This window comes from Anabaena sp. CCY 9402-a, assembly GCF_963920945.1.
GTDB lineage: Bacteria > Cyanobacteriota > Cyanobacteriia > Cyanobacteriales > Nostocaceae > Trichormus > Trichormus minutissimus.
The window spans coordinates 1-13,283 of record NZ_CAWUDL010000050.1 but is presented as its reverse complement, the minus strand read 5'-3'; the positions used below and the strand labels follow the sequence as shown (position 1 = coordinate 13,283).

At 40.3% G+C, this 13,283-nt stretch carries 13 protein-coding genes and 1 pseudogene; 5 read left to right on the top strand and 9 right to left on the bottom strand.

Annotation, left to right across the window (positions count from 1 at the left end; all coding sequences use genetic code 11):
- The first annotated feature begins 76 nt into the window (after positions 1 to 76).
- Entirely contained in the window at positions 77 to 1,678 is a 1,602-nt protein-coding gene (locus ACM0OR_RS18280) for a mechanosensitive ion channel family protein (RefSeq protein ID WP_414577846.1), read from the top strand.
- A gap of 107 nt (positions 1,679 to 1,785) precedes the next feature.
- On the opposite strand, the gene ACM0OR_RS18275 is transcribed toward ACM0OR_RS18280, so the two are convergent.
- The 3 genes from ACM0OR_RS18275 to ACM0OR_RS18265 form a co-directional block, all read right to left on the bottom strand.
- On the bottom strand, positions 1,786 to 2,370 hold the full coding sequence (locus ACM0OR_RS18275; protein ID WP_414577845.1) for a hypothetical protein: 585 nt from the start codon (positions 2,368 to 2,370) through the stop codon (positions 1,786 to 1,788).
- Positions 2,371 to 2,764: 394 nt separating this feature from the next.
- Positions 2,765 to 5,164 carry a lyase family protein gene (locus tag ACM0OR_RS18270; RefSeq protein WP_414577844.1) on the bottom strand — a complete coding sequence of 800 codons (2,400 nt, stop codon included), beginning with the start codon at positions 5,162 to 5,164 and terminating at the stop codon, positions 2,765 to 2,767.
- A gap of 127 nt (positions 5,165 to 5,291) precedes the next feature.
- Positions 5,292 to 6,050 carry a class I SAM-dependent methyltransferase gene (locus ACM0OR_RS18265; protein ID WP_414577843.1) on the bottom strand — a complete coding sequence of 253 codons (759 nt, stop codon included), beginning with the start codon at positions 6,048 to 6,050 and terminating at the stop codon, positions 5,292 to 5,294.
- Positions 6,051 to 6,443: 393 nt separating this feature from the next.
- On the opposite strand from ACM0OR_RS18265, the gene ACM0OR_RS18260 reads away from it, so the two are divergent.
- Together ACM0OR_RS18260 and ACM0OR_RS18255 are read left to right on the top strand one after the other, a co-directional pair.
- Complete coding sequence (locus tag ACM0OR_RS18260; protein WP_414577841.1) at positions 6,444 to 7,382, top strand: hypothetical protein; 939 nt, start codon at positions 6,444 to 6,446, stop codon at positions 7,380 to 7,382.
- A 9-nt stretch (positions 7,383 to 7,391) separates the two neighbouring features.
- The gene (locus ACM0OR_RS18255; protein WP_414577839.1) at positions 7,392 to 8,354 is read left to right on the top strand and encodes a hypothetical protein; all 963 of its coding nucleotides are present in this window, start codon (positions 7,392 to 7,394) and stop codon (positions 8,352 to 8,354) included.
- A gap of 239 nt (positions 8,355 to 8,593) precedes the next feature.
- On the opposite strand, the gene ACM0OR_RS18250 is transcribed toward ACM0OR_RS18255, so the two are convergent.
- The gene (locus ACM0OR_RS18250; protein WP_414577838.1) at positions 8,594 to 9,250 is read right to left on the bottom strand and encodes a DUF2301 domain-containing membrane protein; all 657 of its coding nucleotides are present in this window, start codon (positions 9,248 to 9,250) and stop codon (positions 8,594 to 8,596) included.
- 89 nt (positions 9,251 to 9,339) lie between these two features.
- Complete coding sequence (locus ACM0OR_RS18245; RefSeq protein ID WP_414577875.1) at positions 9,340 to 10,164, bottom strand: S-adenosyl-l-methionine hydroxide adenosyltransferase family protein; 825 nt, start codon at positions 10,162 to 10,164, stop codon at positions 9,340 to 9,342.
- A gap of 114 nt (positions 10,165 to 10,278) precedes the next feature.
- Between ACM0OR_RS18245 and ACM0OR_RS18240 the strand changes: the two genes are divergently transcribed.
- Positions 10,279 to 10,434, top strand: coding sequence for a hypothetical protein (locus ACM0OR_RS18240; protein WP_190707252.1), 156 nt, complete (start codon positions 10,279 to 10,281; stop codon positions 10,432 to 10,434).
- A 162-nt stretch (positions 10,435 to 10,596) separates the two neighbouring features.
- On the opposite strand, the gene ACM0OR_RS18235 is transcribed toward ACM0OR_RS18240, so the two are convergent.
- From ACM0OR_RS18235 to ACM0OR_RS18220, 4 genes and pseudogenes are all read right to left on the bottom strand, one after another.
- Positions 10,597 to 11,958, bottom strand: a complete 1,362-nt coding sequence (locus tag ACM0OR_RS18235; protein ID WP_323265793.1) for a DUF3370 domain-containing protein — start codon at positions 11,956 to 11,958, stop codon at positions 10,597 to 10,599.
- Between the two features lie 34 nt (positions 11,959 to 11,992).
- Positions 11,993 to 12,064 (bottom strand): annotated as a pseudogene (locus tag ACM0OR_RS18230) (DNA-binding response regulator); the annotation flags it as partial.
- A 95-nt stretch (positions 12,065 to 12,159) separates the two neighbouring features.
- Positions 12,160 to 12,549, bottom strand: a complete 390-nt coding sequence (locus ACM0OR_RS18225; RefSeq protein ID WP_323265794.1) for a type II toxin-antitoxin system VapC family toxin — start codon at positions 12,547 to 12,549, stop codon at positions 12,160 to 12,162.
- Entirely contained in the window at positions 12,539 to 12,721 is a 183-nt protein-coding gene (locus tag ACM0OR_RS18220) for a hypothetical protein (protein WP_414577836.1), read from the bottom strand. Before ACM0OR_RS18220 ends, ACM0OR_RS18225 begins: the two co-directional genes overlap by 11 nt.
- 297 nt (positions 12,722 to 13,018) lie before the next feature.
- Here ACM0OR_RS18220 and ACM0OR_RS18215 point away from each other — a divergent pair, with 297 nt between their 5' ends.
- Positions 13,019 to 13,261: a hypothetical protein gene (locus tag ACM0OR_RS18215; RefSeq protein WP_414577835.1), complete on the top strand. Its 243-nt coding sequence runs from the start codon at positions 13,019 to 13,021 to the stop codon at positions 13,259 to 13,261.
- Positions 13,262 to 13,283 lie beyond the last annotated feature (22 nt).

The window sequence follows — 13,283 nt, the reverse complement described above, 5'->3', positions numbered from 1 at the left end:
AACAGTTAGGAGGTAGAAAGGTAAGATTTACTAATATAATGAATCCATTATAAATAAAAGCAATAAAACTACTACAATGCTAAACAAACTTTTACCATTTGAAACTAATACTTGGGCTTTCGTTCTGAGTAGTTTACTAATTACAGTTGTTGGTGGCATCTTACTTTATGTCATTTTATTTTATGTGTTGCGTTCCATTTTCCGCAAATTTGAACGAGACATTGCATTAGTAACACTTAATGTTTCTGCCTATCCTGCACTGACAGTTTTTGTATTAGCTCTTTTAAAGTTCACATTACATCAGTTACCTGATAATCAAATTATTGATGGGTTGGAAAGTATCTTAGCAGCAGGTTTGATTATTTCCATTAGCTACTGGTTAGTACAACTTCTGCTACAAGTATTTATTTATTACCTAAGAGAATACACCCAACAAACTGAGGCCATGTGGGATGATGTGCTGCTACCTTTGGTTGAAGCAGTAGTTCCTGTAATTATTTTCACTCTAGCTGGCGTGTTTGTATTGCGATCGTTTGGGGTCGATCTTACAGGCATTTGGGTTGCCCTGGGTGGGGCTACCTTTGTTATTGGCTTTGCAGCTCAAGGAATTTTGGCAAACTTTTTTAGTGGTGTAGTTCTGCTAATTGATACACCCTTTCAATTTGGGGATGTGTTGCTGCTAGATAATAACTCTGTTGCCATATTACGCAGAATTGGGGTACGGGTAACTCAACTGTATATACCGGAAAAACATTGTGATATTTATATTCCCAACAGCAATCTCCAAAGCCAAAATATTACCAATCTCAGCCGTCCCACATCCTACTATCACTTTTCTACAGAACTGCGACTGCCAACTGAGTTTGACCTCTATGAAGTAAAGCGAGTTATCCAGGAGGCAATTCTAGCTCATCCAGATACTTTAGGCGATATAGATAGCAAATTAAAAATACTAGATAATTACTATCAGTTAGCAGAACTAGCAGAACAACGTGAAATCGGTAGAATACGCTTACTTGCAGAACAAGAAGTAAATTTAAAACTAGAAGAAATTCAGCAAGGACTTGAAGCATTAGTAGTTACCTTGCAATTTGCAGAAAAAGGCGGTCTCACCCAAGATGAGATCGAAAATATACAGCAAGAATATGGAGAGATTCTTAGCTCAATTGGGTTGGAATCCATCACTGAAATGCAAAACAATCGCTCTATTTTTACCTTTAATGAAACTCGTGCTAAAGATACACTGATTGAACTAGTTCGTGCATGGTATCGTGCTTGCATTCGTGACCCAAATCTTCTAGATAACGACAGCTATTTAATTTCTGATGAATGGGAACGGAAAATAAATTTAATCAAGCGACGAGTACAGAAGCTTTATCAGAAAATTTCTAATCCTCAACGTGAAGAAACTCGCTTAGATGATTATGTTTTAGAGCTAAACAAATGGTTGATGGAAAGATTTAAAGAACCACGACAAAAATGGCAAGATCCCCAAGTTTCGGTTAAAGGGATGGAATATGAAGAAGGAGTTGCCTATATGAAATTTGGACTCAATTTATTTGTAGATGATATCAAACTGGAAAACGGCAAACGAGGCGATCGCGTTAGCAGTCAGATATATCAAGAGGTTTTACAATATCTCAAGTCTCAAAATGTCAATACTAGCAATATAACGTGAATTCGGCAATTTACCCAAGCAGAGGCAACCCCACTTGCTTTTTGGGGTGGGATGAGCTTAAAAACTTGCAAAAGAACGATTATTATATCCTCTATTATCCGAGAACCCTAAAGTTCGTCCAACTTCATATCGTCAATATAAAGCAAGAATAAACCACCAAATACTGATAGTACGGCACGCAAAAAGGGTTGTATCGGAATTGTATAAAAGAAACCCCAGACACCACACCAGCATAAGATGATGGCAATGAGAGTATAAATAGTAGAGAAATTGGGATACTTGTTTTTAAATTGATGAAATATTTTTTCCCTAAAATTCATAGCGTCAAAAGGTTTTTCAGAAGGAGTTTTTCTTCCAAATAGCAACTCCTTCAACGATAGATCGTCTAAGAGAAGCATTATCAGACCAAGTAATAACAAACTAAGAAAGCGCAGAATAACTTCTGGAGGGACTTTAGGAGCGAGTGCTTCTAACAGATTTATTCCATTAGCCCATGATTCAAATATAGTGAAAGAGCCAGTCCACATAGCAAGGATGTTGAAAAATACATAAAAAGTGTGAAAGTTGGGATATTTTTTCTTGAAGGTATTGAAAAATATTTGCCGTCTATTGAAAGGACGAGAATGCTTTTTCTGCAAGTCCTCAATAGCAGCTTGAACTGGTTTTTGCGGTTGCATATTAGGTTTTTCCATAATATTGAGTTTGTCAGGAAAGATGTCAGGCTTTGTCAGAAGGGATAGTAAAGTTAAATGGCTCTCCCATCCTTGGGTTGATAAATTAACACTAAAAAACGGCTAAAACGATTGATATAACAAGGTTTATCTAAAATAAAGTCAAGGATTTAATAAAAATTGACTTTATTCCTCTTTAATCCCTGACTATATAAGGATTTAACCTGATATAAGGTATTAATTTGTTATAACTAGTCTAGGAGAGCCAGTTAAATTAAAGTTCGTATCTCAAATGATTCTTCCGTAGTTTTAGTGAAAACCTATTACGGATTTTAGTTAAGCATAAGCTTTTTCACCATCAAACGGAAGAACCATCTTCAAATTACGGCTTGTGTGCTTGTCCGAGATAAATAACTCAGTTAACTAGCGATAGACCTCGGTTTAATAACTTTTCTACATCCTCCCACCAAGGAAAGTTAGTCTTAGAAGCTTTAAATGAGCCTCGTTCTGCCCAAAGGGTTTTAGCTTGTTTAAACAACTCATCTGTCGTGTCTTTATCAAGCTCAAGTTCAGCTCGTATCTCTTCAAGCTTAGATATCTCTTCTTCAGCTACCTGTTCGTCAATGGTTGCTAACCAAGTCGCACAAAAATAAGCCAATTTGCGATCCTTTAGAGGTACGCTGCTGTCCAATTTTTGAGGGGTGATATTGCCTTGACTTAGTGACTTTAGCCATTCAGCAATGTCATCATTTGTCATACCAAGTTGCAAAGCTTCAGCAACTGTTTCCATGGCTTTAATTTCTGAAAATGTAACTTCCTGGTCAGCTAAAGCGACCCGTCCCATTAACTCAAAGATTTCTTGGCGAGTAAATAAATCAAGTTCTCCAACATTAGCAAGGTCTAATGCACGCACTAAAACGGTCTTGAACTCTTCCCACCAAGGTAGGTCTTCCCATTGTGGTACAAATTCTGCTTTTTCTGTGCGGATCTTTGTTACCCTTTGTTCTAGAACTTCTGCTCTGGTGTCAGAGATACCTAAAGACGTTTGCAATTGCTTGAGTACCTCCAGCTCTTTGATGGCAACTTCCTTATCAGTTTGAGAAAGCCAACTGGTACACAGATAGATTAACTCGCGATCGCGCGATGATATTGCATCTAAACCTTCTAAATTACGGGAACTTCGTTGAAGCTCACGCGATACCTCATCAGCTGTCAAACCAAGCTGTAGAGCATTAGCGACAACTTCCATCACTAGCGACTCTTCTTTGGCTAGAGAACCATCAACCCAAGCCATGTTTATTAAAGCATCAAAAACTTTCTGCCGGGTTGATAGCGAAAGGTTCGCAACTAAGCTGTCAATTTTTGTTTTCTGCTCTTGCAGCAACTGATGAGCAACTTTTGTACTTCGCTCCACGTTGGACAAAGCACTTGGATCTAGAATTTCGTCAGCTAATTTTTCAGGCATTATGCCCAATTCAACCACTGCCTGTTTAAGTGTAGTATTATTTTGATAGGCATACTTAACTGATTTAAGACCAGCTTCATAGCCATATATAGTGGCAATTACTGAAGAGATAGATAGCGTGTTTTCAGCTTGGCGGCGTGTTTCTTTTTCATTAATCTTTAACCCACGCAAACATTTTTCAACGAACAGAGGAATGCCACGAGTTAACATCTGGGCTGACTCGCACATATTTTTAATAACAATTGGTTCCCAGACATTCAACTCTAGTTCGCCTCCTTCAACTGCCATTGTCACTGCAACATCATTGCCACAGATTTGGTAGGCAATCTGATTGAGTAACTCCGGCATTGCTGGATTAACCTTACCAGGCATAAATGAAGATCCTGGCTGTACTGCTGGCAATATAATTTCCATCAGCCCTGTCCGATTACCACTAGATAAAATCCGCAAATCGGTTGCCATTTTTGAAAGGGTAATCGCTATTGTTCTGTAAGTGGCAGAAACCTGAGAATACAACCCTCCAAATTGCATTTCAGCATAGATATTTTCGGTTTGCTGCACTTTTAGACCCGTTACCTCTGCCAAATAAGGATAAACCTGATCAACGTAGCCATAACTGACACCTAAACCTGTACCAATGGCAGTACCTCCCAAGGGTAGCTCTAGGCATTTTTCGGCAAGATCCTTTAAGTAATGACTAGCCTCTTTTACACCATAGAGATAGGCACTGAAATTACTACTGACCATAATCGGTACAGCATCTTGCAGACAAGTACGACCTAATTTAACAATGCCTTGGAACTCTTCAATTTTTTCAGCCAAAGCTATTTCTAGTAAATGAACCGTTTTAATTACATCTAAAATATCTAAATGTAGCAGCAATTTCATTGCTGTCGGCAAAACATCATTCGTAGATTGTCCGACATTAATGTGATTATTGGGATGAACAAAATCATATCCTTTGTGTCCAGTGATAATTTCATTCGCCCGATTTGCTAGGACTTCATTGATGTTCATGTGGATGGTGACACCACCTCCACCTTGAATAATATCGCTAGGAAATTGACTGGCATCAATTTTACCAGAAATTACATCGTCGGCAGCCGTACAAATTGCTTCTGACACCACGGGCGATATTTTGCCGATTGATGCATTCGCTTTAGCGCAGGCTTTTTTAATCCAGCACAGGGCGGTGATTAACCGTGGGTATTTTCCCATTGGCATACCCGTTACATCACCAGCAAGCTCTATTCCGCGTATTGTTTGAATCCCGTAATAAAATTCATTGGGAATTTCCATTGTTCCCAATGAATCTTTATCGTATCGCATTCGCTTTTCTGTCGTTTCCATGAGAATATTATCCTTAACAATGCAAAAAAATTATGTTCAAACTTTAGGGACTTCCTACTTCCAATAAGTAAAATAACTAATCTTTTGAAGTGTTTTTAATTTGGAAGTCTCTAATCACATACTTCTGCTATTTACCGTGATAGACAGCTGCGGCAAACAATAATTCCCCGTCTAGTTCGCTAGTTTGTAAACTGCGATCATCAAATAAGCCTACAATTTCAAAATTATATTGCCGAAGTAAGCGTTTTAACTCAGCAGGGAAGTACAAACGATACTGGCAGCAGTCGGTTACTGATTCGCTGTCGGGAAGTTTCCAAACTCGTTCGCGTGTCAGTATCTGTTGGTGACGCGAATATTGATAACTAGCCGTTGCTTGAGCGTAGAAGCTATCAATGTCAATTTCAAAGAAATCACGAAAAGTTTTACCAATTAAACGGCCACCATTCAACATTTCTAATATCAGCAATGTGTTTGGTTGTGCATGTGCTTGGCAAGTTTCTAGAGTTTTAGCCAAATCCTCCTCTGTCCAGGCATAATTTAGCACCCATCCGAGAGCGAGAATAGTATCGAAAGTTCGCCCTAAACGGAATGAACGCATATCGCCGACATGAAAACTCAGATTGGGATAATTTGATTTGGCATAGTCAATCATCCCAGGTAAATAATCTATACCAACACAATCAGAACAAAGTGCTGAGAGATACTGTAAATCTCGTCCCGTACCACATCCAATATCTAGAATTGATGTTGGTAGACGCTTCAGGTAACGTTCAATTATCTCCTTAACAACCCCATAATTGTCACTTTTATATACTTGTTCATAAAGTGCAGGTTGGCGATACAACATATTCTGAATAAACTCAGTCTGATTCTGTTGATTCATCATTTTCAAAAATGGCGTTAGATATTTATCAAGATCGTTAAGTTAGTCTAAGCTCGACTACAAAATTTAGGCGATCGCCTAAATTTTGCTTACATTATTGGCGTCATAATCTTACAGCGATCGCCTTGCTCAACGCATCGTATATCTGTCCTATTTTTGACTAGGATCAATGACCTAGTAGAATATACCATATTGAAATCATACTTAAATTTTGTTAAAATAGCACAAGTGGCCGATGCGCTCAACAAGATAATCGGCATATAATCATTTACCCAAGTAATTGAGTTCAACAATAAAAGATTGAGTTAAAAGAAATAATCTAAGGCTAGATAGGCTTTTTGGCGTTTTCTACGTCAAGCTGACCTAATTTAAGACTTCAGGAAAATTTTGTTTCTTATGCAAGTTTTTGAATTAATTCTTCAATGGTTGGTCAATTTATCAATTGTGATCGTTGCGATCGCTGTCTATCTCAATATCAACAAAATTTGGAGCCGCAAGCACGAACCCGCCGTGGCTGAAAGTATTTCAGTTAGCGGTAGATCCATATCAATACTGGTTTCTTTACCGTTCATCCTCAACTTCATTTTTAAGGCAAATGTGCCTTCTGTGCTTTCTTACTTAATCCTGTTCAGCAACGATATTATTCTTTTCCTAACAGGAATTGGATTTTGGGTTCGAGATGGTAAACGTACTAGTATTTGGCAAAAACTTTGGCGATCGCTACGACAGGAGAAAAAAGAAGCAGGTAACTTGATTAAAGCAATCGCCAAACCCACTGGTGAAGAACAATTACTAGAGATTTTGCATCGTTTAGCTTGGCTAGACGGCAGTTTGAGTGAGCAAGAACGCCACTACATCGAAACCTTTACAGAATCTTGGGAAATCAACACAAAAGATATCTTAATGCATCAACCTCCTGAAACGGGGGTAGAGAGTTTTCAGTATTTGCGTCAAGCAGTGAAGGAATACTTAAACCTAGAACCACCAATAGAACAGGTTCAAATGTTTAATGACTTGGTTAAGACTCTCATCTCAGCAGACAAGGTGATTACGTCAGAAGAAGAGTTGATTGCCGAGGAAATGGCCGCAATAGTCAACCAATACATCAGTCAAGGAGCATCTAACTATTTTGGTGTCATTGTTCATCCTCGTAACTTAGAACAGAAAGATTCAGTTCGCAACGCTTTACCAGAAGCTCAGGCGGAATTTTTACTCGGTGGCCATGCTTTTCTGGCCGGAACGTTCCATACTCGTCGCTATGCTGAAGTTATGAGTGAATCTTACCGTCAACAGGGATGGTTCACGGTTGTGTATGAATATGCTGTACCGAAGTGAGACGGGATTATGAAAACTATTGAATCTATTATTGAAGGTTTAGTTTACATAGCTGTGATCACTACTGCGATTATGGTTTATTTAAACATTAATAAAGTTTGGAGCCGTAAACACGAACCCATCGTTGCCGAGAGTGTCTCAGTGGGGGCTAGAATCCTCGCCGTTGCTTTTATCATCCCGTTTTTAATGAGTTCTTTGGTCAAACTCGATTTAGGTAGTGCAGCTAATTATCTGCTTATGGGGGTCAACGATGGCGTGTTTCTCCTGATTGGCATTGGGGTGTGGGTGAAAGGTGGCAAACGCACAAGCTTTTGGCGAAAGTTTTTCCGGTCTCTACGACAAGAACAGAATGAAATAGGCAATCTAGTTAAAGACTTGACCAAGCCAACTGGAGAAGAACAGTTACTGGGAATTTTGCACCGTTTAGCCTGGTTAGATGATCGCCTGGATGAACGGGAGCGTCAGTATATTGAAACCTTTGCGAAAGCTTGGAACATCGATACTAAAGATATTCTTAACTATCAACCGCCAGAAAAAGGCATTGACAAGTTTCAATATTTGCTTCAGTCCGTTACCGAATACTTGAGATTAGAACCTCCAAAAGAACAGGTTGCACTGTTTGGTGATTTAGTCCAATCTTTGATCGCTGCGGATAACGAAATCACGCCGGATGAGGATTTGATTGCAGAAGAATTAACAGCTATGACTAATCAGTATATCGGCCAAGAAAGCGGTTTTTGGTTCGGGGTGATTGTACATCCAGAACAGGATCAAGAAAGTACGGTTGTAGCTGAATTATCAGCAGCACAAGAAGATTATTCGCTGGGCGATCGCGCCTTTTTAGTTGGAACATTCCATACCCGCCGCTACGCTGAAATCATTAGTCAGTCCTACCGTGAGCGAGGATGGTTTACCTTTGTGCATGACTATGCAGTCCCACAATCCAATACCTCCGCCCAAAAAGCAGGATGAATCAAATTAGAAAATTGCAAACTAGGCGATTGCGTTAGCAGTCAAATATATCAAGATGTTTTGCAATACCTCAAGACTCAAAATTTGACTACCATTAACATAAATTCAGCAAATTTATTTGATACCAATTCAAAAAATGTTGGTGTCAGATAGGGCATTAAAAATGAAATTGTAGCCAGTCCGGGAAGCAGCCTCTTCAGGTGTTAGTTGAGCAATAGGCGATTGATTTTTTCTGGGTATTAAACTCCGACCGATGACTTGTTTTTTAAATAAGTAAATACAGATTTATCACCAATATCAGGAGGAATTGCTTGCACTGCTTTACGGGCAGCAAATACCAAAAATAAAATTGCCCATCCTCCTAACAAAAATTGTTCGGCTGGAGTAGGTAAAATACCTAACAAATGCCCTAATAATAGCAGAGGGACTATGACAGTTAACACTTTAGTTTCAGCGCGATTAAAGCAAAAAGCTTCTTTAAAATAAATCCCCGTCAAAGCAACGAAGGTAAACCCAACACCAAATAAAGTTAGTGGTTGATTGTAGACGGTGATAGCAAAAGGTTCACTGTCATAATGCCCTATTACAAATGCGGAAATGCTACCAATCAACCAAAAAGCTTGCAATAGTCTGTGCAACGATGCCATGTAAATATGTATTGTTAATAAACTCACACCAAGAGCCAGGCAGAAACAAGTATATAAAGGAGTAACAGCCTGGATAACAATGGGATTGTTGTTGAATAATACTAAAGCACTGCCGATCGCAAAACTCAATGCCGCTACCATTAACCCAGCGCGATAGATAATTACACCTGTGCGATCGCTCTGAGTAATTGTAAACTCCCCAAACTGACCTTGATAAACTTCTGGTGTAGATACTGTTGATGTAGTCATATAAATATCACAGTAGAATTGCAATTTTTCAGTAAACAGCTCAGGTAATTAGCTGATAGGCCAATTGTACTATTTTCGACTATAGATAACTATGCCAAAGCATTCTGATTTTTATGCAAAAATAATACTTCTAATTGATCATAAAAATTGATGTGCATCTGTAAATGTGCATTACCACCATTAACGGCAATTTCTACCCAGCCATGACTCCCAACTAAAGCAATAGCATCTCCAAACGGAACATCACTGTAAGTTTCACACCCTGGAATCATTACACCTGAGATTTGTACACACCATTTTTTAGCTTGCACATAACTCTCTGGAATATTACTCACTAAGTTACCAAAGTGATCTATATATTGAATGCAACCCGCGACACCAGTTTTTGTTTGATTACACTGCTTAACATTAAGTTTTACTAAGGATCGTGGATCAATTTCTTGTCCTAGCTGTTGTATTGAGACACCACTGGCAAGATGAGCAGCTACAGGTGCAAAAATATCTCTACCGTGAAAAGTCTTGCTAGGCTGGGAAGTTCTCCAATATTGAGAATTAGTGAGTTCAACAGATGTAATTGCAGGATTTTGAGCTAATACACCACTAAATATGCCATTATCTGGCCCTACCAAAAAACCACCAGCAAATTTTACGGCGATCGCCTTTCTTTGACTACCCACCCCCGGATCTACAACGCCTAGATGTACTGTCCCCTGCGGGAAATAGGGATAAGCATTCATCAAACAAAATCTAGCAACAGCAATATCTTGGGCTGGAACTTGGTGCATCAAGTCCACCACCTGCAATTTAGGGTTGACTTGGGCAATTACCCCTTTCATTACAGCCACATAAACATCGCGATCGCCAAAATCGCTTAATAGGGTCACAAGTGCATGATTTACATGATGTTCCAACATCATAATTTAAGTTAATGTATATTAAGTTGAAAGTTTCTGTAACAACGGCTACTAAATTTTATGCTATGTTAGGGATAACAAATATAGAGAAGAAAATTAAAGGGTTTAACTACTATGAGCCAAAATAGACTCAGAGCAGTGAGTGCTGCCAAAGAACTACACAAACAAAATATTCAAAGAAACATCGAGCATCGCTTAGAAGTAGCTAAAGCTCATGGTGATCAAAGGCTAATTCGGCAACTAGAAGCAGAAATGAGACATTTTAGCTAAGTCTAGTTTTCTTTTCATTGTTAATAAGTGTTGTTGTGTGTAATCCCGCCTAGGCGGGTTTTTTATTATTAGGGACTGGCATCTGTCCGTTGGCTTATTTTGAGATAATTACCTCTCAAAATGGCAAAATGAGCAAACGGACAGTGAAAATATCCCCTAGTCTTATTTAGCCTGGGTAGAGACTGTTAACACCTGCGGTGGTGTCGCATCTGGGGGATAGAGAAAATCTACTTCTACTAATCGGCGATCGCCTGTTTTCATGTTTAATACAGCTAATGCTTCCCCTGGTTGCCCTCTCCTCTGCACTAAATGGATAAAATTAGTCTTAGGCTGGCCATTATCGTCTCTATGTCGTATCCGCACACTTCCCCTAAAAAAGACTTGACGGGCTGGAGTAGTAAAAAAGCGTAGTCCGGGTTGTGTAAGTCGGTCTTCTTTAAGTGGGGTTTGTATTGATACAGTAACAGTCTGAGAACTAGGAGTATTGTTATACAAGGGTAACTTCAAACTATATTGAAGACCGTAATTCCCATGTGCGCGATAAGCGGTGTCAGGGTAACGTACCAAAAGCGGCGCACTTTGAATTTGCTCTGTTCCTAAAGTCCCACCATGCAGGGTACTAAGACCATAAGAAAATGCTTGTCCTGGTTGGGGAATAGTTAAATACTTGGCTTTGAGACTATCAACAATAAAGGCTCGCCATTGCGCCCCACGCGCTACCCCAGCCACCCGGCCATAAATACGTGGCTTACCAGTTTCTTCTAAGGGTGTGGGTACTTTATCCCTGGGACTAGATACATCACTATTATTTAATAAGTTTTGCCACTCTTCCACGGTCGGCGCACGTTCACTACCATCAGCATTAGTCTGAGCAAACATAGCCAAACTAGCTGCATAGACTGTACCATTACTCCGCAGTCGTGCCAAAGTTGAGCGACCATTCAGGGGTGGTGTGAGTCCTTTCACGGGAATCGGCTGATTGAGTAGCATTCGACTTTCCCCTGGTGAAATCACAATTTGGTCAGGGAAAATATCTTGTCGCCGTCCTCTGAGGACATCTAGCATAACGCGATCGCCTGGCCCAGCGAACACATTACCCAATAAATTTGGACTAAACGCCGGTAACTGAATAAACGGTGCATCCGGTTGACTTAAATAACTTGCTCCTTGCAACACATTGACTGTTACTGCTTCAGCCGTGGGGTTATGTAAAATTATCCCTAAATATAATGAGCGTAAATCCTCCGGCGGATCAGCTTTGGCGACGTGGTGAGCAAACACATCAAATCTACCGCGAAAGGGAAAATTCAAATGGGCTGATGGTACTTTTTTTCCCTCTGCGGGAAAGGTAGAAAGTAAAATCCCCTCTTTTAAAACCAATTCGGGGCTATTGCTATTAAATGTTGGTACTGCATCCAATTGTCCTGGTAACGGGCGCACTTGTTGCGGTTGTACCACTTCTTCCGATGGTGGTGCAGCAGGAGTAGATTGAGCGACGAGTAAGCTTAGTAATAAATCCAACATAGCTTGAAAATATTCACCTCCACATATCAAATTATTGGAATTGCGATCGCCTCTGAAGGGCGCGCAACCGTACCAGCAATTCTGCCATCACAAACGGTTTGACTATACTGAGTGAAGTTGTGCGGCGGCAAGCCACCTTTGCATCCACACTCAGGACTTTCGGCAGTCCGCTCCGACCGGGTTGTTATGCGGCAGCTTTACTCACCACGCTACTGCTTGTAGACTCTCCACTTCTTGAAAATGAGCATCGCGTGTTACTAGAATCAGAGCGTGTTGCAGTGCAAGAGATGCAATCCAGACATCGTTCTCAGGTAACGGACGACCCTTGAGCCTTAACTTGTTTTTGACCTCACCGTATTGCCGTGCGGTTTCAGCGTCACATCCCAATATCGTGCTGCTAGCAACTAGCTCATCAACTCTGGCCAAATTTGCTTCAACTCGTCCTGACTTTCTGGCTCCATAACACAACTCACCAATCACAAAACTTGGAATGAAAACTTCGTTGGCTTGAGCAAGATTGCTTTTGACCATCGCTTCATCTGCAAAAAGAGCAATAATGATGTTGGTATCAAGCAAATACTTACCACTCATCGACATCTACCCGTTCACAATCCTGCTCGATCGCCTCACGCATTACCTGGAGATCGTCCGGAGGGATTGAACCTGCAAAACGTAGCAATTGCTGCCCTGGAGTTCCTCGAACTTCAGCTTTTACTAACGCTTGAGTAAATTCAAGCACTCGTTGTTGCAAGTGCTGCGGCATTATTTCTAGCCGTTTGATCACTTCATTGATAATGGAAACACTCATTCTCTCCTCCTTTTCTTAAGGTCGTAGATAATCGCTGCGATTGCTGCGCCAACTCCATCTACTTTATCAGGGCTTACGCAAAAACTCTCTCAAACCCTTATTCCTCTGTGTCACAAAATGGAATTGAGCGCATCATAGCTAATGACCAAGCGTTGGATCAACTGATTTATTAAGAACTCCTAGAATTGCGCTTTCTGCGGCTTTACGAGTATACGAGCGACAGACAACATTCGCATTTTTCATATATGCTTATTGAGTTCCATTCTGGCAGCCAGTTTAATTATCAGTGCGCCCACTGTTGTATTTGCTCACGTTGGACATGGTGATGAATTTCAGGCAACAGGTGGCATTAATCGCGTGAAAGTCAATCCCCAAACCAATCAACTGTTAGGTATTGTGGTGACACCGATCGCCTCCTCTGCGAAATCTGGATCTGCTGTGATGATTCCGGTGACGGCATTAGTTCTGGAGTTTAGACTAAGCAATGCAAGATAACACAGCAGGGCTGAGTGAATCG

Coding starts and splice junctions, on each gene's coding strand:
- ACM0OR_RS18220 (WP_414577836.1), bottom strand. CDS start 12,721: ATGCCGCAGCACTTGCAACAACGAGTGCTTGAATTTACTCAAGCGTTA.
- ACM0OR_RS18260 (WP_414577841.1), top strand. CDS start 6,444: ATGCAAGTTTTTGAATTAATTCTTCAATGGTTGGTCAATTTATCAATT.
- ACM0OR_RS18255 (WP_414577839.1), top strand. CDS start 7,392: ATGAAAACTATTGAATCTATTATTGAAGGTTTAGTTTACATAGCTGTG.
- ACM0OR_RS18225 (WP_323265794.1), bottom strand. CDS start 12,549: ATGAGTGGTAAGTATTTGCTTGATACCAACATCATTATTGCTCTTTTT.
- ACM0OR_RS18265 (WP_414577843.1), bottom strand. CDS start 6,050: ATGATGAATCAACAGAATCAGACTGAGTTTATTCAGAATATGTTGTAT.
- ACM0OR_RS18245 (WP_414577875.1), bottom strand. CDS start 10,164: ATGTTGGAACATCATGTAAATCATGCACTTGTGACCCTATTAAGCGAT.
- ACM0OR_RS18235 (WP_323265793.1), bottom strand. CDS start 11,958: ATGTTGGATTTATTACTAAGCTTACTCGTCGCTCAATCTACTCCTGCT.
- ACM0OR_RS18250 (WP_414577838.1), bottom strand. CDS start 9,250: ATGACTACATCAACAGTATCTACACCAGAAGTTTATCAAGGTCAGTTT.
- ACM0OR_RS18270 (WP_414577844.1), bottom strand. CDS start 5,164: ATGGAAACGACAGAAAAGCGAATGCGATACGATAAAGATTCATTGGGA.
- ACM0OR_RS18240 (WP_190707252.1), top strand. CDS start 10,279: ATGAGCCAAAATAGACTCAGAGCAGTGAGTGCTGCCAAAGAACTACAC.
- ACM0OR_RS18275 (WP_414577845.1), bottom strand. CDS start 2,370: ATGGAAAAACCTAATATGCAACCGCAAAAACCAGTTCAAGCTGCTATT.
- ACM0OR_RS18280 (WP_414577846.1), top strand. CDS start 77: ATGCTAAACAAACTTTTACCATTTGAAACTAATACTTGGGCTTTCGTT.